This window comes from Vibrio sp. SCSIO 43153 (assembly GCF_023716625.1).
In the GTDB taxonomy this organism is placed as follows: Bacteria; Pseudomonadota; Gammaproteobacteria; order Enterobacterales; family Vibrionaceae; genus Vibrio; species Vibrio rotiferianus.
Window position 1 is genome coordinate 2,150,961 of record NZ_CP071855.1, and the last position, 23,896, is coordinate 2,174,856.

26 protein-coding genes and 1 other annotated feature are annotated in these 23,896 nt (G+C 44.3%); of the genes, 11 read left to right on the forward strand and 15 right to left on the reverse strand.

What is annotated here, in order from left to right; translation table 11 throughout:
- Positions 1 to 13: 13 nt before the first annotated feature.
- Both torC and torE read right to left on the reverse strand, forming a co-directional pair.
- A complete protein-coding gene (torC, locus tag J4N37_RS10355) occupies positions 14 to 1,198 on the reverse strand; it encodes a pentaheme c-type cytochrome TorC (RefSeq protein ID WP_038884502.1) in 1,185 nt (394 codons plus the stop codon).
- Between the two features lie 50 nt (positions 1,199 to 1,248).
- The gene (gene torE, locus J4N37_RS10360; protein ID WP_010449120.1) at positions 1,249 to 1,428 is read right to left on the reverse strand and encodes a trimethylamine N-oxide reductase system protein TorE; all 180 of its coding nucleotides are present in this window, start codon (positions 1,426 to 1,428) and stop codon (positions 1,249 to 1,251) included.
- Between the two features lie 463 nt (positions 1,429 to 1,891).
- Here torE and J4N37_RS10365 point away from each other — a divergent pair, with 463 nt between their 5' ends.
- Both J4N37_RS10365 and J4N37_RS10370 read left to right on the forward strand, forming a co-directional pair.
- Positions 1,892 to 2,692, forward strand: coding sequence for an ABC transporter permease (locus tag J4N37_RS10365; RefSeq protein ID WP_252040852.1), 801 nt, complete (start codon positions 1,892 to 1,894; stop codon positions 2,690 to 2,692).
- Positions 2,693 to 2,943: 251 nt separating this feature from the next.
- Positions 2,944 to 3,081: a hypothetical protein gene (locus J4N37_RS10370; protein WP_010449122.1), complete on the forward strand. Its 138-nt coding sequence runs from the start codon at positions 2,944 to 2,946 to the stop codon at positions 3,079 to 3,081.
- Positions 3,082 to 3,143: 62 nt separating this feature from the next.
- Here the strand turns inward: J4N37_RS10370 and focA are convergent, their stop codons facing one another.
- On the reverse strand, positions 3,144 to 4,004 hold the full coding sequence (focA, locus tag J4N37_RS10375; protein ID WP_252040854.1) for a formate transporter FocA: 861 nt from the start codon (positions 4,002 to 4,004) through the stop codon (positions 3,144 to 3,146).
- Between the two features lie 299 nt (positions 4,005 to 4,303).
- On the opposite strand from focA, the gene J4N37_RS10380 reads away from it, so the two are divergent.
- Positions 4,304 to 4,540 (forward strand): TIGR02647 family protein, encoded by a 237-nt coding sequence (locus J4N37_RS10380; protein ID WP_010449124.1) that lies wholly within the window; start codon positions 4,304 to 4,306, stop codon positions 4,538 to 4,540.
- 77 nt (positions 4,541 to 4,617) lie between these two features.
- Here the strand turns inward: J4N37_RS10380 and J4N37_RS10385 are convergent, their stop codons facing one another.
- Complete coding sequence (locus J4N37_RS10385; RefSeq protein ID WP_010449125.1) at positions 4,618 to 5,040, reverse strand: PACE efflux transporter; 423 nt, start codon at positions 5,038 to 5,040, stop codon at positions 4,618 to 4,620.
- Positions 5,041 to 5,129: 89 nt separating this feature from the next.
- Between J4N37_RS10385 and J4N37_RS10390 the strand changes: the two genes are divergently transcribed.
- Genes J4N37_RS10390 through J4N37_RS10400 form a run of 3 tightly spaced genes read left to right on the forward strand, consistent with a single transcriptional unit; the run spans position 5,130 to position 7,494 of the window.
- Positions 5,130 to 6,005, forward strand: a complete 876-nt coding sequence (locus tag J4N37_RS10390; RefSeq protein ID WP_010449127.1) for a LysR family transcriptional regulator — start codon at positions 5,130 to 5,132, stop codon at positions 6,003 to 6,005.
- A gap of 26 nt (positions 6,006 to 6,031) precedes the next feature.
- The gene (locus J4N37_RS10395) at positions 6,032 to 6,859 is read left to right on the forward strand and encodes an NAD(P)H-binding protein (RefSeq protein ID WP_252040856.1); all 828 of its coding nucleotides are present in this window, start codon (positions 6,032 to 6,034) and stop codon (positions 6,857 to 6,859) included.
- Positions 6,856 to 7,494, forward strand: a complete 639-nt coding sequence (locus tag J4N37_RS10400) for a YdcF family protein (RefSeq protein WP_252040858.1) — start codon at positions 6,856 to 6,858, stop codon at positions 7,492 to 7,494. Before J4N37_RS10395 ends, J4N37_RS10400 begins: the two co-directional genes overlap by 4 nt.
- A 68-nt stretch (positions 7,495 to 7,562) precedes the next feature.
- On the opposite strand, the gene J4N37_RS10405 is transcribed toward J4N37_RS10400, so the two are convergent.
- Entirely contained in the window at positions 7,563 to 8,141 is a 579-nt protein-coding gene (locus J4N37_RS10405; protein ID WP_010449131.1) for a thymidine kinase, read from the reverse strand.
- Positions 8,142 to 8,225: 84 nt separating this feature from the next.
- Positions 8,226 to 9,608: a cysteine--tRNA ligase gene (gene cysS, locus J4N37_RS10410; protein WP_071234710.1), complete on the reverse strand. Its 1,383-nt coding sequence runs from the start codon at positions 9,606 to 9,608 to the stop codon at positions 8,226 to 8,228.
- Between the two features lie 204 nt (positions 9,609 to 9,812).
- Here cysS and J4N37_RS10415 point away from each other — a divergent pair, with 204 nt between their 5' ends.
- The 4 genes from J4N37_RS10415 (at position 9,813) to J4N37_RS10430 (ending at position 13,016) form a co-directional block, all read left to right on the forward strand.
- Positions 9,813 to 10,307, forward strand: coding sequence for a peptidylprolyl isomerase (locus tag J4N37_RS10415; protein WP_010449136.1), 495 nt, complete (start codon positions 9,813 to 9,815; stop codon positions 10,305 to 10,307).
- A 60-nt stretch (positions 10,308 to 10,367) separates the two neighbouring features.
- The gene (lpxH, locus tag J4N37_RS10420; protein ID WP_252040860.1) at positions 10,368 to 11,096 is read left to right on the forward strand and encodes a UDP-2,3-diacylglucosamine diphosphatase; all 729 of its coding nucleotides are present in this window, start codon (positions 10,368 to 10,370) and stop codon (positions 11,094 to 11,096) included.
- 109 nt (positions 11,097 to 11,205) lie between these two features.
- A complete protein-coding gene (locus J4N37_RS10425; protein WP_010449139.1) occupies positions 11,206 to 12,420 on the forward strand; it encodes an EAL and HDOD domain-containing protein in 1,215 nt (404 codons plus the stop codon).
- Positions 12,421 to 12,503: 83 nt separating this feature from the next.
- Entirely contained in the window at positions 12,504 to 13,016 is a 513-nt protein-coding gene (locus J4N37_RS10430) for a YchJ family protein (RefSeq protein ID WP_009698176.1), read from the forward strand.
- 282 nt (positions 13,017 to 13,298) lie between these two features.
- Here J4N37_RS10430 and hisIE read toward each other — a convergent pair whose 3' ends face one another.
- The 8 genes from hisIE to hisG form a co-directional block, all read right to left on the reverse strand.
- On the reverse strand, positions 13,299 to 13,934 hold the full coding sequence (gene hisIE, locus J4N37_RS10435; protein ID WP_005389826.1) for a bifunctional phosphoribosyl-AMP cyclohydrolase/phosphoribosyl-ATP diphosphatase HisIE: 636 nt from the start codon (positions 13,932 to 13,934) through the stop codon (positions 13,299 to 13,301).
- Entirely contained in the window at positions 13,931 to 14,704 is a 774-nt protein-coding gene (gene hisF / locus J4N37_RS10440) for an imidazole glycerol phosphate synthase subunit HisF (RefSeq protein WP_045394371.1), read from the reverse strand. Before hisF ends, hisIE begins: the two co-directional genes overlap by 4 nt.
- Positions 14,686 to 15,423, reverse strand: a complete 738-nt coding sequence (hisA, locus tag J4N37_RS10445; RefSeq protein WP_005390889.1) for a 1-(5-phosphoribosyl)-5-[(5-phosphoribosylamino)methylideneamino]imidazole-4-carboxamide isomerase — start codon at positions 15,421 to 15,423, stop codon at positions 14,686 to 14,688. The genes hisF and hisA overlap by 19 nt, the downstream gene beginning before the upstream one ends.
- 12 nt (positions 15,424 to 15,435) lie before the next feature.
- The gene (hisH, locus tag J4N37_RS10450; RefSeq protein WP_005450758.1) at positions 15,436 to 16,050 is read right to left on the reverse strand and encodes an imidazole glycerol phosphate synthase subunit HisH; all 615 of its coding nucleotides are present in this window, start codon (positions 16,048 to 16,050) and stop codon (positions 15,436 to 15,438) included.
- A gap of 26 nt (positions 16,051 to 16,076) precedes the next feature.
- On the reverse strand, positions 16,077 to 17,150 hold the full coding sequence (gene hisB, locus J4N37_RS10455; protein WP_010449156.1) for a bifunctional histidinol-phosphatase/imidazoleglycerol-phosphate dehydratase HisB: 1,074 nt from the start codon (positions 17,148 to 17,150) through the stop codon (positions 16,077 to 16,079).
- A gap of 69 nt (positions 17,151 to 17,219) precedes the next feature.
- A complete protein-coding gene (gene hisC / locus J4N37_RS10460) occupies positions 17,220 to 18,260 on the reverse strand; it encodes a histidinol-phosphate transaminase (RefSeq protein WP_088880578.1) in 1,041 nt (346 codons plus the stop codon).
- A 12-nt stretch (positions 18,261 to 18,272) separates the two neighbouring features.
- Entirely contained in the window at positions 18,273 to 19,565 is a 1,293-nt protein-coding gene (gene hisD / locus J4N37_RS10465; protein ID WP_252040862.1) for a histidinol dehydrogenase, read from the reverse strand.
- Between the two features lie 5 nt (positions 19,566 to 19,570).
- A complete protein-coding gene (gene hisG, locus J4N37_RS10470) occupies positions 19,571 to 20,467 on the reverse strand; it encodes an ATP phosphoribosyltransferase (RefSeq protein ID WP_252040864.1) in 897 nt (298 codons plus the stop codon).
- A gap of 53 nt (positions 20,468 to 20,520) precedes the next feature.
- Positions 20,521 to 20,659: a sequence feature (His leader region), on the reverse strand.
- Between the two features lie 352 nt (positions 20,660 to 21,011).
- Here hisG and J4N37_RS10475 point away from each other — a divergent pair.
- Positions 21,012 to 21,965, forward strand: coding sequence for a sigma-54 interaction domain-containing protein (locus tag J4N37_RS10475; RefSeq protein ID WP_045394399.1), 954 nt, complete (start codon positions 21,012 to 21,014; stop codon positions 21,963 to 21,965).
- A 288-nt stretch (positions 21,966 to 22,253) separates the two neighbouring features.
- Here the strand turns inward: J4N37_RS10475 and tet(35) are convergent, their stop codons facing one another.
- Positions 22,254 to 23,855 carry a tetracycline efflux Na+/H+ antiporter family transporter Tet(35) gene (tet(35), locus tag J4N37_RS10480; protein WP_252040866.1) on the reverse strand — a complete coding sequence of 534 codons (1,602 nt, stop codon included), beginning with the start codon at positions 23,853 to 23,855 and terminating at the stop codon, positions 22,254 to 22,256.
- Positions 23,856 to 23,896 lie beyond the last annotated feature (41 nt).

The window sequence follows — 23,896 nt, forward strand, 5'->3', positions numbered from 1 at the left end:
AATCCGACGCTTATTAGTGGTGACCTTCAGCATAATCTGAAGAGTGCTTCTGTAGGTACTTCAAGATCAGTGCTTCACTGTCTGTATCTAGGTTAACGAACGCTAGCATACCGTCGAACATACCTGGCCATGTGTTCGCATCGAAGTGCGCTTCAGCAGGTTGTGTGTGACATACAGAACAGTTAGTTTTGTAAGCTTCTTTCGATTTTTCCCATACAGGGTTGATGTCGTTCAGCATAGATTCTTTCTTGATCCATACCTTCGCAGCGACTTTCTCCCAAGGAAGACCAGTTAGCTCATCAACTTTCTTCTCACCAGCAGTCACAACGTTAGCGTCTGTTGATGCTTCTTTTAGTAGTGATGCTACTGCAATGTTCTTACCGAAGTCTTCTTGAATTACACGACCGAAGCCTTTCGCTTTACGCCAGCCATCGATTTCGATTTCAACGTAGTCGCCTTTATCTTCAAGTACTTTAACAGTCGACGCTGGGTTTAGAAGACCAGCTTCTTTAGCACCTTTGTCGTCGAAGTAGATTGGTAGGTGACGAACACTTACAAGTTGTTGACCAACACCGTAGTCAGTGTTTGAAGTCATACCTTCAAGGTCACCAACGATACCGCCAATGCTGTCCATACCAGCTGGTAGGTTGTGCGCGATACCTTTGTGACAGTCAACACAGCTCTGATCTTTTTCAGCAGCTTGTTTCATTTGGATACGAGCGGTTGGAGACATTTGCTCAAAGTCCATAGACTCGTAGTTATGACAGTTTTTACACTCTAGAGATTTGTTCGCAGAGAAACGATCCCATTCGTGTTTAGCAAGTTCGATACGACGCTCTTCGAAAACACCCGGTTCGTCGTAGTTGCCAAATACCTGTGCAAATACTTCTTTAGATGCTTGCATCTTGCGAGCGATCTTATCAGTCCAGTTGTGTGGAACGTGACAGTCTGGACAAGTAGCACGAACACCAGAGTGGTTTTTCCAGTGAACTGTGTCTTGCAGTTCAACGTATACGTTGTCACGCATTGTGTGACAACTGATACAGAATTCTTCTGTGTTGGTAGCTTCTAGGGCTGTGTTAAAGCCACCCCAGAAAATAACACCAGCGATGAAACCGCCCATAGTCAGCACGCCAAGGCTGATATGAACTGCCGGGCGCGTCATCGTACGCCACAGTTTAATGATTAATGATTTCATTATTTGCTCTCTTAAAATCTTTTCAAAAGTGTGGTTATGAGCTCACCGGCTTACATGCCGTGCGCGCCTGGAGGACCAAAGAAGAACACTTGCAGTGCCCAAACAATAAATCCGTAGCCGCCTACGAAAGCCACACTCAGAATTGGGAAGAGAACAACTGCAATGAAGAGGAAAGACTTCCACTCCAGTGAGCGTTTTTCACCACTCTCAACTTTGTTAACATCACTCATACATTTGCCTATTTTGTATCTAGTGTTATGGAAAGCCTGTATTACCAAGCTTAAGTTTTTGTACAATCTCTATTGGAAAATGTTAGACCATACTATTAGTAAGGTTCAATTAAATCCGGCACTTCAACCCTTGTTATTCAATACTTTTTTGAGCTCATCCGGATATGTGTTTGATTGATATTCTTTATTAAAAAATATTAATAGATGTGTAAAAATAAGTCTTTTGTAAATTTGTTAATCATATAACATCAGCATAACTTTGTTTACAATTTTGCGGATTTTTTTGTGCTACAGAATTACTGATTTTCCGTCTAAATCCAGTATCTTGTGAAGTTTATGTTAATAAAAACCCACTACTTGAAGGTTATTTTCTCGAAGGAAGATTACGAAAAAGAAGAGTAACTTGATTCATAAAGCAAACGTACTCCGTTAAAATCACAATGTTGATTTATGGAGAGGATTTATGGAGCACGTAGTCGATATAAACTGGTTTGAATTAGCACTTTTCAGCCTAATTCTTTTAGTCCCACTCACAATCAACGCTAGGTACAAACTAGGCATTGCCACAGATACCGCAATGAGTGTCGCCCGCATGACCATTCAGTTGATTCTTGTCGGTGTATATCTGGAATACCTGTTTAATTTAAACAGTTTGCTGGTGAATCTTCTTTGGCTAGCAATCATGGTTATTGTTGGGGCGAGCTCTATTGTTGGTAAAGCAAACTTACCCAAAAAACCACTTATGCTGCCCCTAATCACCGGATTAGCATGTAGCTTACTCCCTATCCTTTCCGCTATTGTTTTCGGCTTGGTAAAACCCGAACCATTCTACAATGCACAATATATGATCCCTTTGGCAGGCATGCTGCTAGGTAACAGCTTGAGCAGCAACATCATTGCCCTGCAGAACTTATTCACTGCTTTCGAACAAAGAAAATCTGAGTATGAAGCCGCTATATCTTTAGGTGCATCACCCAAATACGCCTCCTTCCCTTTTCTTCAGGAAGCGCTTCGTGAATCTCTGGCCCCAATTCTCGCCTCTATGGCAACGACTGGCTTGGTGACGCTTCCAGGAATGATGACTGGTCAAATCTTAGGTGGTGCTAGCCCAATGGTTGCGATCAAGTACCAGTTGGTCATCATGCTGGCGATTTTTGTCATGCTGAGTGTGTCTGTCGCGATCACTTTGGAGATGACCCTGAGCTGTGTACAAACCAAAGAAGGCCTCATAAAAGTGAAGTTTATCAACAAGGAAAAACCGTAAAACTGGTCACTTTGACATCACATAAGCATCTCATTTTATGAATTTTTCTCGATCCAAAAAGATACTCACGATCTTTGAGACAGGTTATCCACAGAAAATGTGGATAACCCACACAAACCCATAAGCAACAAGAAACATAGGTGCAACTTTAAGATCAATCTCTGCTCATCAATCAAACGTTCACGAGTTGGTCATAGAAGCGTCATCTACTCCTCTTAGAGTTCAGTTAACCGACGAAGGGAGAGAGCATCATGGATAGGTTGGCCACCCACGAAAAGATCGATGACTTAGTGTCAGAAGCAATAGTAGATTGGCTCACACAGGAGCCTGTAGAAATGACGTCCCATTGGATCCCAAATGAGTTTGGCATCAATGAAGAGCTCGTCTAACGAATCAGTTAAAACATTCAGATAAAAGAAAGGCAAGCCATAGGGCTTGCCTTTTTTGAAAACTATTTCAGATGCTTGTCTTCATCACGTAGGTAGATCATCCAGTACCACATGCCAACGAAGACACCACCACCGATGATATTACCGATCGTCACAGGGATCAGGTTGTTCATCAAGAAACCGATCATATTTAGATCCGCGTAGTCAGAGATGTTGGCACCTGTCATTTGCCAGAAAGACTCTGGCGCAAAATACTTAATACCAATCGCCATTGGCACTTGGAACATGTTCGCAATACAGTGCTCAAAACCAGCAGAAACAAACATCGCGACTGGCAAGATCATTACGGCGATCTTATCAGTTAGAGTGCGACCGCTGAACGTCATCCAAACAGCGATACATACTAAAACGTTACACATGATGCCCAATGCGACGGCTTGGAAGAAACCGTGGTGTAACTTATGTTGCGAAATAGCCATTGCGTTCAAGCCTACTTGACCGCCATCGAACATGTATTGCTTAGTGATCAACATACATACTACCAGCAGTACTGCGCCAACCATGTTGCCGAAGTAAACCACTAGCCAGTTCTTCATAAGGGCTTTCCATGAAATCTTGCCACTTGCGCGCGCAACTAGTGTAAGTACCGAACTGGTGAACAGTTCACCGCCCGTTACCACAACTAAAATCAAGCCAAGGCTAAACGCCAAGCCACCAATAAGACGTGTAATACCCCAAGGGATATCGCCTGCACCTGTGGTTACCGTTGTGTAGAAAATAAAAGCAATACCAATGTGAATGCCTGCAGAAATCGCCAGCAGGAAAGATTTCATTGGAGCTTTGGTCGCTTTGCCAACACCTACTTCGGCGGCACGTTCAGCAGCCTGAGGCGGTAGTAGTGAGTCAAACTGATTGAAGTTCATGGAAGTGTAACATTTAGAAACAATTAACGAGGCGCGGATAATCGCTCCATTTCCAGAGTTTTTCAAGGGCTATTTTTAATGTTTACTATATTTGTTGTTGTTGAGACGGTAATCGATAAAACTCAACTATGAGTTCTTACCCTAACCATCAAGTATTTTTTGTTCGCATGTTTACCATCGAATAAAAATCCCGCGCTATATCAGCCCTATAGCGCTACACTTAACACTTCTAACGGATTTCTATTGCCCAACCTCTATTTTCAGACTAGCTTGGATAAAAAAGTACGAAGGAATTACCTATGAAATATTCTGCTGACCATATCGCTGAACTGAACCTGCTTCTTCAATTCGATCTAAGCAGCGCAGCAACTGGCATTAAAGTTCACAAAGAAGCATCTGAAGAGATGCACGCAGCAGTATCACGTCTGTATGCAAAACAGCTATGTACTCAGCCTGATGGTGGTTATCTAACCGATGAAGGCATCGAAATCGCGGAACATGCCGACAAAATCCTACGTGTGCTTTCTGCCGAATAGCAATAAACAAAGCCTCGAGTTCCTAACAAGAAAAAGCCACCATTTTGGTGGCTTTTTTATCACGTCATTTATCGACCCTAAGCAATGAGTTTTCTAAACTTTCCAAATGGTTGGATTCTGTCATACGCCCAGTTAAAGCCTGTTGCATAAAACAAGAAGAAGATTAAGAAACCAGCTTCTAGCGCTAGAGCCTGCAATAGCGTTATTTGTAAAAACCAAGCGATGACCGGAATCGTAATAAAGATCAACCCTCCTTCAAAACCAATCGTATGGCCAATGCGCATCATTAAGCTTCGCTCTTCTCGGTTTGAACCAAACCACTTATCGAAGTAAAGGTTGTAAATGTAGTTCCATACGACCGTGTACAGGCTCAAGCCGATTCCTACCACTGCTAAATCACTTGACCCCTTCCCTGTGATCAAGGATGTCACCGGTACAATGATCGCTAGCGCAATCATTTCGAATAAGACTGCGTGAAAAATACGTTCGTTACGAGTCATGATTATTTACCTAAATAGTTCTACTCAATGACGCGCATTTTATCTATTATTAAGATGATAAAAAGTTAGATACCATCGGTATAAGCGATATGTTTACTATTGAACAATTACAGGCTTTTGTTGCCACGTCAGAAGTCGGTTCTTTTTCCGCAGCAGCTAGGAAGCTTGGCCGAGCTCAGTCTGTGGTGAGCCAACATATAATGAATATGGAACTCGATTGCGGCGTCGACTTGTTCGATCGCTCGGGTCGCTACCCCAAGTTAACTGAAAAAGGCCAAGAGCTTTTACCTTATGCATTGGCAACCATCAGCCAGTTGAACCGACTTAACAATAAAGCTTGCCAGCTATTTTCACCACAAGCGACACAGTTCATCCTCGCTGTCGATGAGGGAATTCCACTTACTAACCTCCCTAAGGCACTCAAAAAACTTGAGCAGCAATTCCCAGATATCCAAGTTGAATGTTTGACGGGCTCAAGCCCAGACATCATCGAGTTGGTAAAATCAGGTAGAGCAACAACAGGCATCATTCTCAGCGACCTACAAATGCCCGAAAATATTGACTTCTCGAATCTCGGAAATATTGGATTTGATGTTTTCATTTCTTCAAAACATCCTTTAGCGACGCAAAAAATTCGTCATATCGACGAATTAAAGCAACATAGACAATTGGTTATTCGTTCAAAGAGTGCCGATACTAGCGGAATCAATCAGGCGCTGAGCCCCGATATCTGGTACGCTGACAACTATTACATCTTATTGGAACTGGCAAATCAGGGATTTGGCTGGTGCTTTCTTCCAAATCATTTGGTGTCACACTCGCCCAATACATTGACCAAAATTGGTGAAGAATTCACGAAACTGGCATGGCAAGTTAATATCGACTTGATACAACACCAAAAATGGCACTCCGATCCCCTACACCAGCAAGCCAGATTAGAATTACAAACCCTGTTTGAATCATAATCGGGGTCTAACGTAGGAACTTACCGATGGCAAATACACTGATCGTTGGCGCAGGCTGGCTAGGAACACCACTTGCACAAGTCTTATCCGAGCAGGGACATCGAGTTACAGCCACTCGCCGAAGCCAAGCAAAGCTTGATGAATTCCCAATCTCCTCCATTTCCACTGCCCTACTCGATCTCAATGAACTCAACTCCGAGCAACACCTCATTGATATTATCAAACAGCACCATATCGAGCGCGTTGTGGGAGCTTTTCCGCCAGGTTTTCGCAAAGGCAACGGTGAAGAGTATGCACTGCAATGGCAACGCCTAGTTGAAGCGGCAAAAGTAAGCCGCGTGGAAAAGCTTTTGATGGTAAGTTCAACGACGGTCTATCCAAATTTTCCCGTCGATATGAGAGAGGAAGACGCCACATTCGCTTTAGCACAAGACAATCCACATTTCTCGAATAACGCACGTATTATGCTGCAAGCCGAGCAATACGTGATTGATTCTGGCATCGACTATGCCATCGTACGTTGTAGTGGTTTGATCGGCTCCGACCGCCACCCTTCTCGCTTTGCTCTGCGATTAAAACAAGTAAGCCGCAAAGCCCCTGCAAACATGTTGCATCAAAACGACGCTGTCGCAGCAACCGCCTTCGCTCTCAATCAAATCAGCAATGAAGTGGTTAACGCCACTACGCCGAACACCGTCAGCAAAGCCGAGTTTTACCAAGCGGCCATTACGAGAAGTGATTTGGATATTGCCCTTCCACCAGTCACTGAAACTGCCGATAAACGAATCCTTGCAGACAAGCTTATTGCGCTTGGCTACCAGTTCCAATTCAACTCAACGCTGGATGCACTATGAAGCTTTATCAACACATTGAAACCTTGTGGGATTACATGCAACTCAACCAGCAACTCGCACCTGCTGACTGCTTATTTGTTATGTGTAGCAATGACTTACGTGTTGCCGAATACGCCGCAAAGCTTTACCACCAAAAGCTTGCACCTCTGATTATATTTTCTGGCGGTGAAGGCCGTTTTACGGATGGCTTGTTTGACAAAAGCGAAGCTGAAACCTTTGCAGAAATCGCCAAGCTTGCAGGCGTGCCAAATGAAGCAATATTGGTCGAAACAAAGTCGAGCAATAGCGGTGAGAATGTTCGCTTCACCGAACAATTGTTGAGAGAAAAAGAGATTAAGTGCGAGTCTCTTATCTTGGTCCAAAAACCATTTATGGAAAGACGCGCTATTGCGACCTTCGAAAAACAGTGGCAATCGCCTTATTCACAACTGCAAGTCACGTCCACTGCGCATCCTTTCTTTGAATATATCAACGAAGAGATGACGCTAATGATGGTACTTGAGGCACTAATGGAAGATTTTTCTCGAGTGAAAACATACCCAGAGAAAGGCTTTCAAACGGAACAAGAAATCCCAGCTCACGTTGAGTCATCTTATCAGGCACTAAGAGAAAAGTTTGAATTCGGCCTAGCGTAATACGCTTATCAGTTAACAAACTACAAAAAAGCCACCGGATTCGGTGGCTTTCTCTTATCTAGACTCACTTATTTGCCAAGTGCTTCTTTGTAGTGCTGGCGACAAACGGATACGTAACGATCGTTACCACCGATTGCGACTTGATCACCTTCTTTAATTGCGACGCCATGCTCATCAGTACGGATAACCATGTTTGCTTTGCGACCACAGTGACAGATGGTTTTGAGTTCAACCAACTTGTCAGCCCAAGATAGCAGGTACTTACTGCCTTCAAAAAGTTCGCCTAGAAAATCGGTGCGAAGACCATAGCAAAGTACTGGAATATGCAGCTTATCCACCACCTCTGTAAGTTGGTAAACCTGCTCCTTCGATAGGAACTGACACTCATCAATCAGAATACAGTGACGTTTTTCAACCTCATGCAGTGCTGCAATCTCTTGGTATAGGTTAGTATCTGGACGGAACAATTGTGCGTCTGATTGCAAACCAATACGAGAGCTCACTTTACCTACACCGTAACGGTCATCTAACGCTGCTGTGAAAATCACAGGCGTCATGCCACGCTCCTGGTAGTTAAATGAAGATTGAAGAAGAGTTGTCGATTTACCCGCGTTCATTGCTGAGTAATAGAAATACATCTGAGCCACAGAGCACTACCTTCGTTAAAGTTTAGAATTTATAAAAGCTTGTAAAGAAAAGGGCTGAATCATCAGCCCTTTTAAAAGATTCAATTACTTACGACGCCACGTTGTGCCTTCCGGCCCATCTTCTAGAACGATACCCATTTCAGTCAGCTTGTCACGAGCCATATCTGCGTTAGCCCAGTCTTTTGCTGCACGAGAGTCGTTACGTAGCTTGATTAGTGCTTCGATTTCAGCCACTTCATCATCATTACCTGCGTCACCTTTTAGGAACGCTTCCGGATCTTGGTGGAGAATACCAATCACTTCCGCAAGCTCGCGCATTAGCGCACCTAGCTCGCTCGCTTTCTCTAGGTTTTCTGTCTTCAGACGGTTTACTTCACGCGCCATGTCAAACAGTACTGAGTAAGCTTCTGGCGTGTTGAAGTCATCGTTCATCGCTGCAGTAAAACGCGATACGTACTCTTCACCACCCGCTGGCGCTGCATTTAGATCTAGGCCACGTAGAGACGTGTATAGACGCTCAAGAGAAGCGCGTGCTTGGTTTAGGTTATCTTCGCTGTAGTTTAACTGGCTACGGTAGTGACCTGACATTAGGAAGTAACGAACCGTCTCAGCATCGTAGTGACCAAGAACGTCACGGATAGTAAAGAAGTTACCTAGAGACTTAGACATCTTCTCACGGTCTACCATTACCATGCCGCTGTGCATCCATGTGTTCACGTATTGCGTGTCGTGTGCACAGCATGATTGCGCGATTTCGTTCTCATGGTGTGGGAACTGAAGGTCAGAACCGCCGCCGTGAATATCGAAGTGGTTACCTAGGATTGAAGAGTTCATTGCAGAACACTCAATGTGCCAACCTGGACGACCAGGACCCCAAGGTGATTCCCATGTTGGTTCACCTGGCTTAGACATCTTCCAAAGTACAAAGTCTAGTGGGCTGCGTTTTGCTGTTTCGATATCGACCCGAGCACCTGCTTGAAGCTGATCAAGATCTTGCTTAGATAGCTTGCCGTATTCGTTGAACTTACCGACTTCAAACATTACGTCGCCGTTGTCTGCAACGTAAGCAAAACCACGCTCGATTAACTTTTCAACCAATTCGATGATTTCAGCAATGAACTGAGTCGCACGAGGCTCAACGTCAGGACGTTTCATGTTCAGAGCATCGAAGTCAGCGTGCATTTCGCCGATAAGACGTTCAGTCAGTGAATCACAAGATTCACCGTTTTCAGCAGCACGCTTGATGATTTTGTCATCGATGTCAGTGATGTTACGTACAAATGTTAGGTCATAGCCAAGGTAACGAAGGTAGCGAGACACTACATCGAAAGAAACAAATGTACGACCGTGACCGATATGACAGAGATCGTAGATGGTAACTCCACAGACATACATGCCAACTTTGCCGGCTGTAATTGGTTTGAATTCCTCTTTCTGTCTTGTGAGTGTGTTATATATCTTTAACATGATCTCTATCTATGATTGTGAATGGATAACAAGAACGCCGAGTATAACAACTCAGACCTTATTAGGTAATAGCAATTCACGGATAAAACGATAATCGGCTAAACTTCAAGCACAAAACTATTAATTTGTTCTTCCTGAGTTTTTAAAGCGTAATAACTTAGGCTAGAATCGCAGTTTCAATACAACACAGTAAAGGAAAGTAGCATGATCACCCTTCACACTAATTTTGGTGACATCAAGATTCAACTAAACGAAGAGAAAGCGCCAGAAACAAGCGCAAACTTCCTTCAGTACTGCCGCGACGGTTTCTACGACAACACTCTTTTCCACCGTGTTATTGACGGCTTCATGATCCAAGGCGGTGGTATGGAGTCTGGTCTACGTGAGAAAGCATCACGTGCACCAATCAAGAACGAAGCAAACAACGGTCTTAGCAACAAAGTGGGTACACTTGCTATGGCACGTACTATGGAGCCGCATTCAGCAAGCTCTCAGTTCTTCATCAACGTAAACAACAACACGTTCCTAGATTTCCGTAGCGAAAGCCTAGATGGTTGGGGTTACTGTGTATTCGGTGAAGTAATCGAAGGCATGGACATCGTAAATAAGATCAAAGGCGTTAGCACTGGTTCTTACGGCATGCACCAAGACGTACCACTAGAAGACGTACTGATCACTGGTACTACAATCGAAGAGTAATTCTATAGAATTGCTACCAAGAGATAAGTTTGTGGGGAGGCATCGCCTCCCCTTATTTCTATGACGACATTATTTATATCTGATCTCCACCTTACCCCTTCTCGTCCGGATATCACGGAGTGCTTTGTCACGTTTATGCGTACAGAAGCGATTCATGCCGATGCACTTTACGTGCTTGGCGATTTATTTGAGTTCTGGATTGGTGACGATGATAACACCCCTTTCGCAGACCAAATCCGTGCCGAGTTTAAAGACCTGACGGATTCTGGTGTCCCTGCTTTCTTCATCCAAGGCAATCGAGATTTTTTACTAGGTAAACGCTTTTGCAAAGAAACTGGCATGACATTGCTCGATGATGTCTGCACTATTGATCTTTATGGTCAAAAGGCCGTGATCTTGCATGGCGATACACTTTGCATCGACGACGAGAAATATCAAGAGTTCAGGAAAACCGTTCATAAGCCTTGGCTTCAATGGCTATTTAATCGTATTCCTTGGTTCGTTAAAAAAAGAATTGTCGCCAAAGTTCAGTCTGATATTCGAGACGACAAAAAAACCAAGTCTCTCGACATCATGGACGTTAACCAAGGAGAAGTTGAGCGTGTCATGTCTCAAAACTGCGTCAACCTAATGATTCATGGTCACACACACCGCCCAAATACACATATTTTTGAGCTAAATGGTGTTAAAACTACTCGTATTGTCTTAGGTGATTGGTATACACAAGGCTCAGTTTTACAAGTAGATTCTGAAGATTTTCACCTTCACAATCGACCTTTTCGAACGTAATTTCACCAATGTATCATTTGGATGTTTAAGATTGACGTATAGCCCATAGATCTTTTGTGAAAACTCGTTATTATCATTACTAATAGATTTAACAGAATAAAGTACCGCATTGAAGTATTCGTATGTAGCTCGTCAGCCTATTCTTGATAGAGAAAAGAAAACTATCGGTTATGAACTTCTCTTCCGCGATGGGCCAAAAAATACCTTTCCAGAAGTAGAGCCTGAGCTGGCCACTAGTCGTTTACTGTCGGATCATTTCTTATCAACTCACTACAGTACTTTGGGCGACAAGCTTGGCTTCGTAAATTTCCCTTATCAAAGCCTAGTGAACCTTGTTCCGACTCTTTTTCCAAAAGAATCTTTAGTTGTTGAGGTTCTGGAAGATTGTGAGCCAAGCGATGAACTGCTCAATGCGATAAAACACTTGCATTCTTCTGGGTATCGAGTGGCATTAGATGACTTTGTGCCAACGAAAGCTTGGAAGCGCTTCTTGCCTTTTATTTCGATAATTAAGTTTGATATCAGGGTCGTACCCATTGAAAAAGCGTCGATATTTATTCGTGCGCTAAGTCATCTAGATATTGAATTTCTTGCAGAAAAAGTAGAAACCTATGAAGAATTTGAACAAGCCCTAGATGCTGGATTCAATTACTTCCAAGGTTACTTTTTTAGCAAACCTGAAATGATTCAAAAAAAGCGCTTAAATCCTGCCTTTTTAACCGTCATTCAACTGTGTAAAGAGATTGCTGATAAGCCAATTGATTTCAATGAAGTCGAGCGACTGTTTTCTATCGATGTAACCTTGTCTTATAAGCTAATGACTTATGTAAACTCAGGCTACACACTGACGACAAAGTTGAAATCCTTTAGACAAGCCTTGGTATATTTAGGGGAAGATCGTTTAAGACGGTTTATATCACTCGTCGCCATCGCTTCTGTACATGAAGACAAACCAGATTCCCTATACTCATTAGCCATTCAACGCGCGCGCATGTGTGAGATACTACTGAGCCAAATGAACACTAAGTACGATCCCGGCCAAGCATTCCTAACCGGTATGTTTTCATTGCTGGACTCGTTATTAGACCAGCCTCTCGCTGATGTGATTGAAGACATTCCTGTTGATGAAGAAATCAAAACGGCATTAACTAGCAAAAAGGGCGTTCTAGGTTACCTGTTGTCAATGATCATCTCGTATGAAAAAGCCGATTGGGAAACCACTGAAAAATACTGTCAGGCACTTAAACTAACAGAACCTCAACTGGCAAAAGCGTTCAATCAATCAACTGCCTGGGCTCAAGAACTGCTGTCTCAAACATCTTAGAACGCTATAATGCGCCCTAGAATACCTCGACCTTTACGTGAGGTTGTTTGTTTTTATCGCTTAATTAATCGAGATTTCATTTTATGGCCTCCTCTTGTCCTTGCGGGTCTAACCGCACCTACTCACAGTGTTGTGAAATCGCCCACAATAACCATGCTGACGTCATCACTCCAGAGCAGTTGATGCGTTCTCGCTATAGTGCACATGTGTTGGGTCTAGTGGATTACGTGGTAAAAACATATCACCCAAGCTGTAACGCAGAAGAACAACGTGAAGGCATTGCCCAGTCCATCGATAGCGATTGGTGCAAGCTTGAGGTAGTCAAAACTGAAGCGGGTAGCAACAAGAATGAAGGTTTTGTTGAGTTCAATGCGTACTTTAATGAAGACGGCAAACGCTACTGCATGACAGAGCGTTCTCGCTTTGTAAAAGAAGACGGACTTTGGTACTACATTGACGGCACATTTCCTGAAGAGCCAGAAGACGAACTAGAGCAAGATCCACGCTTAAGCCAGCCAGTAAGTAGCCTAAAAGTAGGTCGCAATGACCCGTGTATCTGTGGAAGTGGTAAGAAATTTAAGAAGTGTTGTGGGTAATCGCACCCACACCTAGCTTGTTGAGTCCGCTTTAATGAGATTTCTGATCCCACCTAAGCCCGTCGGAATAACGTGAATATGTGCTTTCGTTTGAAATAGATAACTCTACTTCAAATACCGTTAGAAAATATATCGTCATTCTCAACAACGAAGAACAAGCGTGATTCAGAATCTAATCACCTTAAGCTCTGCTGTTAGGTTTCCCCACCGAATCAACAATATTACATTAAAAAAGCCCCTAGACTCCCGAGTCATAGGGGCTTTCATTTATCTATAGCAGGCTTATTTATGACGCTCTTTCAGTTTATTCACCACGTCATTCATCGATAGACCTTGGTCCTGAAGCAATACCAGCAAGTGGTAAATCAAGTCTGCTGATTCACACACTAACTCCGCCTTATCGCCCGACGTCGCCGCAAGCGCGACTTCAACGCCTTCTTCGCCCACTTTTTGCGAAATACGCTTGGTGCCACGGGCATAAAGACTGGCAGTATAAGAGGAATCTGGGTCGGCACTCTTGCGGGCAGCCAATAGCTGCTCAAGTTGATGAAGCCACACCATTTGTGACTCCTCTTGAGGGTCCACATCCCAGCAAGTTGTATTACCCAAGTGGCACGTAGGACCAATGGGATTCACCTTCACCAGTAGCGTATCGTTGTCGCAATCTAGCTGCATATTCACTAGTTGCAATACGTTGCCAGAGGTTTCACCTTTCGTCCAAAGACGCTGCTTGGTACGAGAGAAAAACGTCACTTGACCCGTTTCGCCCGTTTTTGCCAACGCATCTTGGTTCATATAACCCATCATCAGCACTTGGCTTGATTGGAAATCTTGTACGATGGCAGGTACCAGACCATCCACCTTTTCCCAGTTGATTCGCTCAGCTAGCGAACTTACTTCGGCGGCTTTCACACTCATAGTCGTACCTCAATGCCTTGTTGTTTCAAATACTGCTTTAATTCACCAATGTTGATGACTTGTTTGTGGAATACCGATGCAGCAAGCGCTCCATCCACATTGGCTTTTTGGTAGGCTTCTGCGAAGTGCTCCATAGCACCCGCGCCACCCGATGCAATCAGCGGTACATTACATACTTCGCGCACCATATTCAGTTGTTCGATGTCGTAGCCGTTACGCACACCATCTTGGTTCATCATGTTAAGTACGATTTCACCGGCGCCGCGTTTTTGTACTTCTTGCACCCAATCACGGGTTTCCCATTGGGTCGCTTTGGTGCGTTCTTCATCACCAGTAAACTGGTAAACCTGATACTTGCCAGTCTCTTTGTCGTAGTATGAATCGATACCAACGACGATACATTGCACACCAAATTTATCAGCAAGGTCAGTAATCAACTGAGGGTTCGCCAGTGCAGGTGAGTTGATAGACACCTTGTCTGCACCAAACTCAAGAATGCGCGCTGCATCTTCCGCTGATTTAATACCACCAGCCACACAGAACGGAATATCAATCACTTCTGCAACGCGAGCGACCCAACTTTTATCGACGACACGACCATCACTTGAAGCGGTAATATCGTAGAACACAAGCTCGTCAGCGCCTTCTTCAGCATAACGCTGCGCCAGAGGGACGATGTCGCCAATGATTTCGTGGTTGCGGAACTGGATGCCCTTCACCACTTGTCCGTCACGAACATCAAGACATGGAATTATTCGCTTTGCCAGCATGCAAACGCCTCCTCTGCTGTGAACTTACCATCTAACAATGCACGACCAACAATCACGCCAGCAACACCGCTACCTTTTAGTGCTTCGATATCCGCTAATGAACCGATGCCGCCTGAAGATTGGAACTGCACTTGTGGGTACTGTTTACATAAGTCGACGTAAAGCTCAACGTTTGAGCCTTCTAGCGTACCGTCACGAGAAATGTCCGTGCAAAGCACATGCTGTAGACCTACCGTCAGATAATCGTTGATCAGAGCTTCGATGGTCACGCCTGAATCTTCTTGCCAACCAGAGATCGCCACTTTACGCGTGCCGTCTTGGTCGATGTTGATGTCCAGCGCAAGAACGATTTTCTCTGCGCCGTATTTTTCCATCCAACCTTTCACAAGCTCTGGTTGTTTTACTGCTGTAGAACCGACTACAACACGCTGCGCACCGGCTTCTAACAGATCAATCACGTCTTGCTCTGTACGCACACCACCACCGATTTGGATGTTCGCTGGCGTGCTTGCTAGTAGCTTTGCAATCAAATCAAGCTGACGCGCTGTTGTGTCTTTCGCGCCAGTCAAATCCACTAAGTGTAGCCAGTTTGCACCAGCTTGGTGGTACAAGTTGAACTGCTCTGCTGGGTCGACTTTGTACTCGGTTACTTGGCCGTAATCACCTTGATAAAGGCGAACCACCTGTCCTTCAATTAAATCAAGAGCTGGAATAATCACACTAAATCCCTTTTATAATTCTAAGAAGTTTTGAATAAGCTTCGCGCCCGCTTTTGAAGAACGCTCAGGGTGGAACTGCACACCGTAGTAGTTGCCACTTTGTACTGCTGCTGTGAACGGGTTGCCGTATTCACATTCAGCAATCGTGTAATCCCCAACTGGCATCGCAAAGCTGTGCACGAAGTAGAAATACTCACCTTCTTCAATACCTTTGAACAGTGGGTTACCTGCTTTTGCAGACACCGTGTTCCAGCCCATATGCGGCAGCGGTAAGTCGCCAGTCTGTAGCAACTTCACTTCACCGTCACAAAGTCCAAGACACTCGACTAACTCGTCGGCTTTCTGGCCTTTTTCTTGAGACACTTTGCCCAACAGTTGCATGCCTAAACAGATACCTAGTAGCGGCTTCTCTACCTGTTTTACCAAGCTGATTAGGTCACGCTCTTCTAGGTTTTTCATCGCTTCACTGGCGGTTCCCACGCCCGGTAGGAATAGCTTGTCAGCCGCCAATACAACTTGTGGATCTTTTGAAATCGTTACGTCATAACCTAGGCGTTCAATAGCAAACTTCACCGAAGAGACGTTGGCACAGCCAGTATCGATAATGACAACTTTCTGTTCTGTCACTGTTTTTCTCCTTGCTAACGTTAGCCTTAAAGTACGCCTTTACTACTCGGTAGCTCAGTGCCTTCTACTTTGATTGCTTGGCGCAGAGTGCGACCAAACGCTTTAAATAGACTTTCAATGATGTGGTGATCATTGTTGCCCGCAGAAGAAAGGTGCAACGTACATGCTAATGTGTCAGTCAGAGAACGGAAGAAGTGAACCACCATCTCTGTTGAGAGGTCACCCACTTGCTCACGGCTAAACTGCGCGTCGAACTTAAGGTAAGGACGACCAGATAGGTCCAGTGCACATTGTGCCAAGCACTCATCCATTGGTAGGCTGAAACCAAAGCGACCAATACCACGTTTGTCACCCAGTGCTTCTTTCAACGCCTGACCCAAAGCAAGAGCGGTATCTTCTACCGTGTGGTGATCATCAATGTGCAGGTCACCTTCTACTTTACACACCATCTGGAATCCGCCGTGCGTCGCGATTTGATCCAGCATGTGGTCGAAGAAGCCAAGACCAGTAGAGATGTCATTGCTGCCTTGTTCATCAAGGTTCACCGCAACTTTGATGTCTGTTTCTTTCGTAGTACGAATCACTTCAGCAACGCGTGCCTTCACCGTTAGATCTTTCAAGATCTGTTTCCAACCCATGGTTTCTGGGTTGTATTGAATGCCACGAATTGCCATGTTTTCTGCAAGCTGAAGATCAGTTTGACGATCGCCAATCACAACAGAGTTTTGGAAATCAACTTTGCCACCTTGAAGATACTCTTTTACCAAGCCTAATTTAGGCTTACGGCAAGAGCAGTTATCTTCATCGAAGTGCGGACAAATCAGCACGTCATCAAACTTTACACCTTGAGATTCAAAGATCTCCATCATCATGTTGTGTGGAGCATCAAAGTCTGCTTGTGGGTAGCTGTCGGTACCCAAACCATCTTGGTTAGTGACCATCACTAGGCGGTATCCTGCATCCTGCAACGACAACAGGCTTGGGATAACAAACGGCTCTAGTTTTAGCTTATCTAAACGGTCTACTTGAAAATCAACTGGCGGCTCAACAATTAAGGTGCCATCACGATCGATAAAAAGGATTTTTTGTTGTTTGCTCACTCGAACTTCCTTATTGCTATTCTTTTGGCGCTCCCGCTATTGAGCAAGAGCGATAAATTTTTTCTCTACTTATGAGTAGTAGTTTCTAATAAATCCAAGTGTTTTTTCGCACTCGTCACGGTTCCCTACACTGATACGTACACAGTTTTCGATTGGCGAGTTACGCAGAATAATACCCGTCTCCCAAGCGGCTTTGAAAAGCCCATCACCATCTGGGAATTTCACCAATAGGTAGTTACCCCATCCTTCAAAAACCTCCAGACCCGGAATCATCGACAAACCCACCTGTAAGTAAGCACGGTTCGCGTTCAAGTCGAGAACTTGGAACTTCGCTCGCGCTAGGCCTGCTTCAGAAAGCGCTTGAGTGGCAATTTCTGCTACTGGCACCGGTACTGGATATGGTGCGATAACTTTAAGAAGTACATTAATCAGCTCTTCGTTCGCAAGCGTAAATCCACAACGCAGACCTGCAAGCGCAAAAGCTTTCGACAGAGTGCGCAGAATTGCGAGATTCGGGTATTGCGCCAGTAAATCTACCGTTGATGCTTCAGGGCAAAAATCAATGTACGCTTCATCCATCACCACGATTGCACGGTCTTTTGTCATCTCAAGCAGAGAGACAATATCTTCACGCTTAACTAAGTTACCCGTTGGGTTGTTTGGCGAACATACAAAAACCAGTTTCACGTTATCCAGATTAGCTTCGATACCTGCAAGGTCTAGTTGCCAATCTGACGTTAGTGGCACGGTTTTTCGCTCGACACCAATGGTTTCTGCGCTGATGGCATACATACCGTAAGTTGGTGGACAGTAAAGAATCGCATCTTCACCCGGCTCACAGAAAGCACGAATCAGTAGTTCAATGCCTTCATCTGCACCGCGAGAAGTCAGCGTTTGTTCTGGTTTCACACCCGCATACGCTGCGTAAGCAGAAATCAGTTCTTTCGGTTGGCATTCGCTGTAACGATTAAGACGAGCAAAGTCTGTTTTGTATTCATTGTTAAATGGTGATTCGTTGGCATTTAGCCACACGTCACCGGTACCACCAATTCGGCGAGCCGATAAATAAGGGGTAAGTTGTTGGACTTGTTTACGCGCTAGCTTTTCCATCTCATTGTCCTCTTACTTCGCTGCCAATTTTTCTACGCGGATAGTCACTGCACGTTTGTGTGCATCTAAGCCTTCCGCTTCAGCCATTGTGACTACTGTAGGGGCAAGGTTCTTTAGACCATCAGCAGACAGCTCTTGAATCGTCATACGCTTAGAGAAGTCCGCCAAGCCTAAGCTTGAATAAGTACGTGTGTAACCGTAAGTAGGAAGAACGTGGTTAGTACCCGATGCGTAATCACCTGCTGATTCAGGCGACCAATCACCAAGGAAAATAGAACCTGCGTTGTCTAATAGAGGCAGAAGCTCACGTGGGTTCTTAGTCTGAACAATTAAGTGCTCAGGACCGTAGTAATTTGAGATTGAAACCGATTGAGTCAGAGACTCAGCAATGATGATTAAGCTTGAAGCTAAAGCTTGCTCGGCAATGTCCGCACGAGACAATGCTTTAAGCTGACGTTGAACCGCGTCCGTCACTTGATCCGCAATCACAGGTGAAGGAGTCACAAGTACCACTTGAGAGTCAGGGCCGTGCTCCGCTTGGCTTAGAAGATCTGCAGCAATGAAGTCTGGGTCTGCCGTTTCATCAGCAATCACTAGCACTTCTGATGGACCTGCTGGCATATCAATCGCTGCACCACGGAAATCATTACTTACCTGACGTTTTGCTTCTGTCACGTAAGCGTTACCTGGACCAAAGATCTTATCAACTTTAGATACGGTTTCTGTTCCGTAAGCCATTGCAGCGACGGCTTGACCACCGCCGACATTGTACACTTCATCAATGCCACATAGTTTTGCTACATAAAGGATCTCGTCAGCAATTGGTGGTGGTGAACAAAGCACCACTTTACGACAGCCTGCAATTTTTGCAGGAACCCCAAGCATCAAAACAGTCGATGGCAATGGCGCACTGCCACCGGGAATGTACAAACCCACTTTTTGAATTGGGCGCGTTACCTGTTCACAGACTACACCCGGTTGAGTTTCTACTTTGATTGGCTGTGGCTTTTGCGCTTTGTGAAACTTAGCAATGTTTTCATACGCTTGCTCCAGTGCGTTCTTCATTTTTTCAGAAAGACGCGCTGACGCTTCATCGATTTCTTGAGCGGAAACACGGATGGATTCCGGTTTCACACGGTCGAACTTCTCAGTCAGCTCCAATAATGCAGCATCACCTTCTTTGCGAACTTTTGCGATTACTTCAGAAACCGCGGCGGTGATATTCGCACCTTCTGTAATTGCAGGACGTTCTAGAATTGAGTCTTGCTGCGTTTCACTTAGCGATTGCCATACGACTGTTCTCATTGCGGTTACTCCATCATTTTTTCAATTGGTAGTACTAGAATTGAGCTCGCACCCAGTTCTTTTAGCTGTTCCATGGTTTCCCAGAACAGGTTTTCAGTACTTACCAAGTGAACCGCAACTTTTTGCTTGTCAGCAGATAGAGGTAATACCGTTGGATCTTCCGCACCTGGCAGTAGTGTTTTGATTTGGTCTAGCTTCTCAGCTGGTGCATGTAGCATGATGTACTTAGACTCTTTCGCTTGCTGTACGCCTTGCATACGAGTTAACAGCTTTTCGATTAGCGCCACTTTGTCTGCGTCAAACTCACCAGTGCGTTGAATCAGTGTCGCTTTTGATTTGAAGATAATTTCAGCTTCTTTAAGACCGTTAGCCTCTAGCGTTGCACCTGTAGAAACCAAGTCAGCGATGGCATCAGCAAGGCCCGCGCGAGGGGCAACTTCTACAGAGCCTGTCAGCATACATGCAGAGAAAGGAACACCCGCTTCATCCATGTAAGCTTTTAGCAGTTGTGGGTATGTCGTAGCGATACGTTTGCCAGCGAGGTCTTGAGGACCGTTGTACTCTTCGTCTTTGTCGATTGCGATAGATAAACGGCAGCCACCGAAATCAAGACGACGAAGTTGAACAAATTCATACGGTTCACCCAACGCTTTACGATCTAGACGAACTTCTTCCAGTTCATTTTCACCGATAAAGCCAAGGTCTACTACGCCATCCATAATCAGACCAGGGATGTCGTCATCACGAACCAAAAGCAAATCAATTGGCATGTTCTCTGAGTGAACGACTAGACGCTCACCCATTACGTTGAATTTCACGCCACACTTTTTCAGTAGAGCTTGGCTCTCTTTGCTTAGGCGGCCTTTTTTCTGAATTGCGATTCTTAAGCGTTGTGTTTGCATTGCTTTATCCCTGTGCAAAATTTGGTAATTTGAATATTTTATAAACCAGTAAAACTAAAAAACCCTCGAGAGATGTTGGTCTCCCGAGGGTTTGAAATCTGTTTTCACTTTGATTTTCACCTCCGGGAGTTTCCTATCTCCCGGGTATGCGTACATCTCCCGAAAGACTAGGCTGGGTGATGATGGTGATGAATGTTCATTACAAAATTACGCATACTTATTTAAACTCGATTGAATTGCTTCGTTAACAACCACACTAACTAAGCTTCTGATGTTTTTCAACACAAAAATTAAACTTTTAGCAAAACACCACTTAACCAATTGTTTTTAAACAAATTAAAGTTAGCTCAATCTTAACCTCACATCAAATCGCGTTGTAGATGTTTAACTTGGTGAAACCATGTAAACCCATTTCGCAAAAAGTGAATCTGTTAGGTTGAACACTGAGAACCACATGTCATTCTCATATTTGAGAGCGCGAATCATCCCTGAGACAGCTAATCCTGACTATCCTTCTTATGGGGCATCGGAAGAAATAATATTAATGAAAATTCGCAAAGTGGGAGTTAAGCAGACCACTGCTGACCAGCATCCACAACTTCAGCTTTTGATCGGAGAAAGCTCATGCATTAACGAGTTACGCACCAACATCGCTAAATACGCCAAAAGCGATGCTGAGGTGCTGATTCACGGCGAGACAGGCGTCGGTAAAGGACTCTGTGCGCACATAATTCACGAACTTTCGTCACGACATGAACACCCTTTTGTCTCGGTCAACTGCGGGGCTATACCTTCAGGTCTTGTAGCTTCGGAGCTGTTCGGACACACGAAAGGCGCCTTCACTGGCGCAATCCATGATCGCACTGGATTTGTCGAAAGAGCAAATAAGGGAACGCTTTTTCTAGACGAAATAGGCGATATGCCACCTGATTCACAAATACATTTATTGCACTTTTTGGAAAGTAAGCAAATTCAAAAGTTAGGTGGGGACAAATGCTTAAACGTTGATTGTCGTATTATCGCTGCTAGCCACGTGGATTTAAAAAGTGAAGTGGTAAGGGGGAACTTTCGAGAGGATCTCTTTTATCGTCTAAACATCCTTCCGCTCTCCGTCCCTCCTGTCAGACGTCGTGGTCATGACATTTTGTTATTAGCACAGCATTTTTTAAATCAGCTGCAAAATGGACAAGAATTCGAGATATCAAAAAAAGCTGAAGATAAATTAATGGCGCATTCATGGCCAGGTAATGTACGCGAACTGAGAAATGTCATTCAGCGAGCTATTGTAATGAGTGAAGATGGCACAATCTTAGAAGCTGATCTGGGACTAAATAGCAAAGATAGAGAAATCCTGCCTAATAGCGAACAAATTGACTTAGAGTTCCTGCTTCAAGCTATTGAAGATAACAAACATAATATGAGCGCTGCTGCAAGGCAACTTGGTATTTCCAGAACCACCTTATATCGTCTCATCAAGAAATATAACTTACACGTATAAAGTGTAACGTAACACTGTGTAACACACGTAATCCACACTTTCAGTTACTTAGCAAAAAGCCAAGATAACTGCCATTCTAGCTATAATAAAATCATAGACTTAAATCCGGCATAGCCCTTGCTTAATAACCAATATTGTTTAAGTAAGTTGAGGTGTATTTTACAGCACTACTTTTCTCTAACTGTTACCCCAAAAACGCGATAGCCCCCCTCACCTATATATCGCGTTAAAAAAAGCTCCGCCTGACCTCGGCGGAGCTTCCTCTTTTAATAAGCTACATTCGATGCGCTAAGCGTTTTGACATGACGCCATTTTAGACTTAGAGATCCAAGATAGTACTGCACATACAATCACAAACGTAATTGATGCTGCAATAAACGAGAACGCAATAGACGCTGTCATACCCAGAACAATAAAGCCCACACATGAAACAAGTGCTACCGAAAGCGCATAAGGTAACTGCGTTGATACGTGATCAATGTGGTTACAACGTGCGCCAGTCGATGACAGAATTGTGGTATCTGAGATAGGTGAACAGTGGTCACCGAATACAGCACCAGCCAGAACAGCACTTAACATTGGTAGCATTAGTGCTACGTCTGTTGCACCAGCCATATCACCCGCAATTGGAAGCATGATCCCGAACGTACCCCATGAAGTACCTGTTGAGAATGCCATTAGACCAGAAAGCAAGAATAGGATAACCGGCAGCCAATGAGGGTTAATGTTACCTTGCGCCATTGTCGATAGGTAAGAACCCGTCTTCATGTCACCAATAACAGAGCCGATAGTCCATGCGAATACAAGAATTAGGATCGCACCAAACATCGATTTAGCACCAATCCAAAGTGTGCGACCAACCTCTGCCATTGGAATGCCTTGTTTAAACACAGTAAACAGTGCTACAGCCAGGCCAAGCAAGCTACCGTAGATTAAAGACATACCAACATCGGTGTTCTCAAATGCACCTAGAAGAGCAAACTCTTTACCGTCCGCAGCTAGTGCTTGACCACCGGTGTAAAGCATCGAAGCGATAGTAGCAACGATAAGCGTTATGATTGGAAGCACTAGGTCAGAAACTTTGCCCTTCTCGCTTTCACGAATATCTAGCTCTTCGTTAAGCTCGTGAGCTTCTTGAGTATCGTTTTCTTTATCTTTGTCAAAACCACGGCCTTGAGATGCTGCGATTTCATGCTCACGCATCTTGCCAATATCAAGACCAAACCACGCCACTGCAAATACCATTAATAGCGCAAAAACAGCATAGAAGTTCATTGGGATAAGGCGTACATAAGCACCAAGCGCTGAGTACTCCGTGATACCGTGTGACACCAAGATACCACCGATAATCGTAATAATGTACGCACCCCAGCTAGAAGCTGGCATGATCACACACATTGGTGCCGCCGTTGAGTCTAGGATGTAAGCCAACTTGGCGCGAGATACGTAAAAACGATCAGTTACTGGACGAGAGATCGCACCTACTGCAAGGCTGTTAAAGTAATCGTCGACAAAAATGAATACGCCTAAGAAGGCAGCAAGAAGTTTAGAACCACGTTTACTTTTCACTCGTGTTTGCGCCCATTCCGCAAAAGCGCGCGTACCACCGGACAGTGTCAATAACGCTGTTGTCATACCTAGAAGAATTAGGAAGCCAACAATACTCATATTCCAAGTGTTAATACCACCGTCTTCAATAAAGACAGAAGAAACTTGAGTACTCACATAGCCTACTGTATTACCAATAGACCAATCATTAAGTAGAATCGCACCAAGTACGATACCTACACCAAGAGAAACTAATACGCGTCGAGTTAGAATCGCCAGTGTCAAAGCAACAATAGGCGGTAATAACGAAACAGGAGAATGTGCAAAATCTATTAAATTCATGATCTTCAAAAACCAAAGTTTGGCTAGAGATCTACTGCAGA

Excerpts from the sequence above, each read along its gene's own strand:
- torC (WP_038884502.1), bottom strand. The coding sequence starts at position 1,198 with ATGAAATCATTAATCATTAAACTGTGGCGTACGATGACGCGCCCGGCA.
- torE (WP_010449120.1), bottom strand. The coding sequence starts at position 1,428 with ATGAGTGATGTTAACAAAGTTGAGAGTGGTGAAAAACGCTCACTGGAG.
- J4N37_RS10365 (WP_252040852.1), top strand. The coding sequence starts at position 1,892 with ATGGAGCACGTAGTCGATATAAACTGGTTTGAATTAGCACTTTTCAGC.
- J4N37_RS10370 (WP_010449122.1), top strand. The coding sequence starts at position 2,944 with ATGGATAGGTTGGCCACCCACGAAAAGATCGATGACTTAGTGTCAGAA.
- focA (WP_252040854.1), bottom strand. The coding sequence starts at position 4,004 with ATGAACTTCAATCAGTTTGACTCACTACTACCGCCTCAGGCTGCTGAA.
- J4N37_RS10380 (WP_010449124.1), top strand. The coding sequence starts at position 4,304 with ATGAAATATTCTGCTGACCATATCGCTGAACTGAACCTGCTTCTTCAA.
- J4N37_RS10385 (WP_010449125.1), bottom strand. The coding sequence starts at position 5,040 with ATGACTCGTAACGAACGTATTTTTCACGCAGTCTTATTCGAAATGATT.
- J4N37_RS10390 (WP_010449127.1), top strand. The coding sequence starts at position 5,130 with ATGTTTACTATTGAACAATTACAGGCTTTTGTTGCCACGTCAGAAGTC.
- J4N37_RS10395 (WP_252040856.1), top strand. The coding sequence starts at position 6,032 with ATGGCAAATACACTGATCGTTGGCGCAGGCTGGCTAGGAACACCACTT.
- J4N37_RS10400 (WP_252040858.1), top strand. The coding sequence starts at position 6,856 with ATGAAGCTTTATCAACACATTGAAACCTTGTGGGATTACATGCAACTC.
- cysS (WP_071234710.1), bottom strand. The coding sequence starts at position 9,608 with ATGTTAAAGATATATAACACACTCACAAGACAGAAAGAGGAATTCAAA.
- J4N37_RS10415 (WP_010449136.1), top strand. The coding sequence starts at position 9,813 with ATGATCACCCTTCACACTAATTTTGGTGACATCAAGATTCAACTAAAC.
- lpxH (WP_252040860.1), top strand. The coding sequence starts at position 10,368 with ATGACGACATTATTTATATCTGATCTCCACCTTACCCCTTCTCGTCCG.
- J4N37_RS10430 (WP_009698176.1), top strand. The coding sequence starts at position 12,504 with ATGGCCTCCTCTTGTCCTTGCGGGTCTAACCGCACCTACTCACAGTGT.
- hisIE (WP_005389826.1), bottom strand. The coding sequence starts at position 13,934 with ATGAGTGTGAAAGCCGCCGAAGTAAGTTCGCTAGCTGAGCGAATCAAC.
- hisF (WP_045394371.1), bottom strand. The coding sequence starts at position 14,704 with ATGCTGGCAAAGCGAATAATTCCATGTCTTGATGTTCGTGACGGACAA.
- hisC (WP_088880578.1), bottom strand. The coding sequence starts at position 18,260 with ATGGAAAAGCTAGCGCGTAAACAAGTCCAACAACTTACCCCTTATTTA.
- hisD (WP_252040862.1), bottom strand. The coding sequence starts at position 19,565 with ATGAGAACAGTCGTATGGCAATCGCTAAGTGAAACGCAGCAAGACTCA.
- hisG (WP_252040864.1), bottom strand. The coding sequence starts at position 20,467 with ATGCAAACACAACGCTTAAGAATCGCAATTCAGAAAAAAGGCCGCCTA.
- J4N37_RS10475 (WP_045394399.1), top strand. The coding sequence starts at position 21,012 with ATGAAAATTCGCAAAGTGGGAGTTAAGCAGACCACTGCTGACCAGCAT.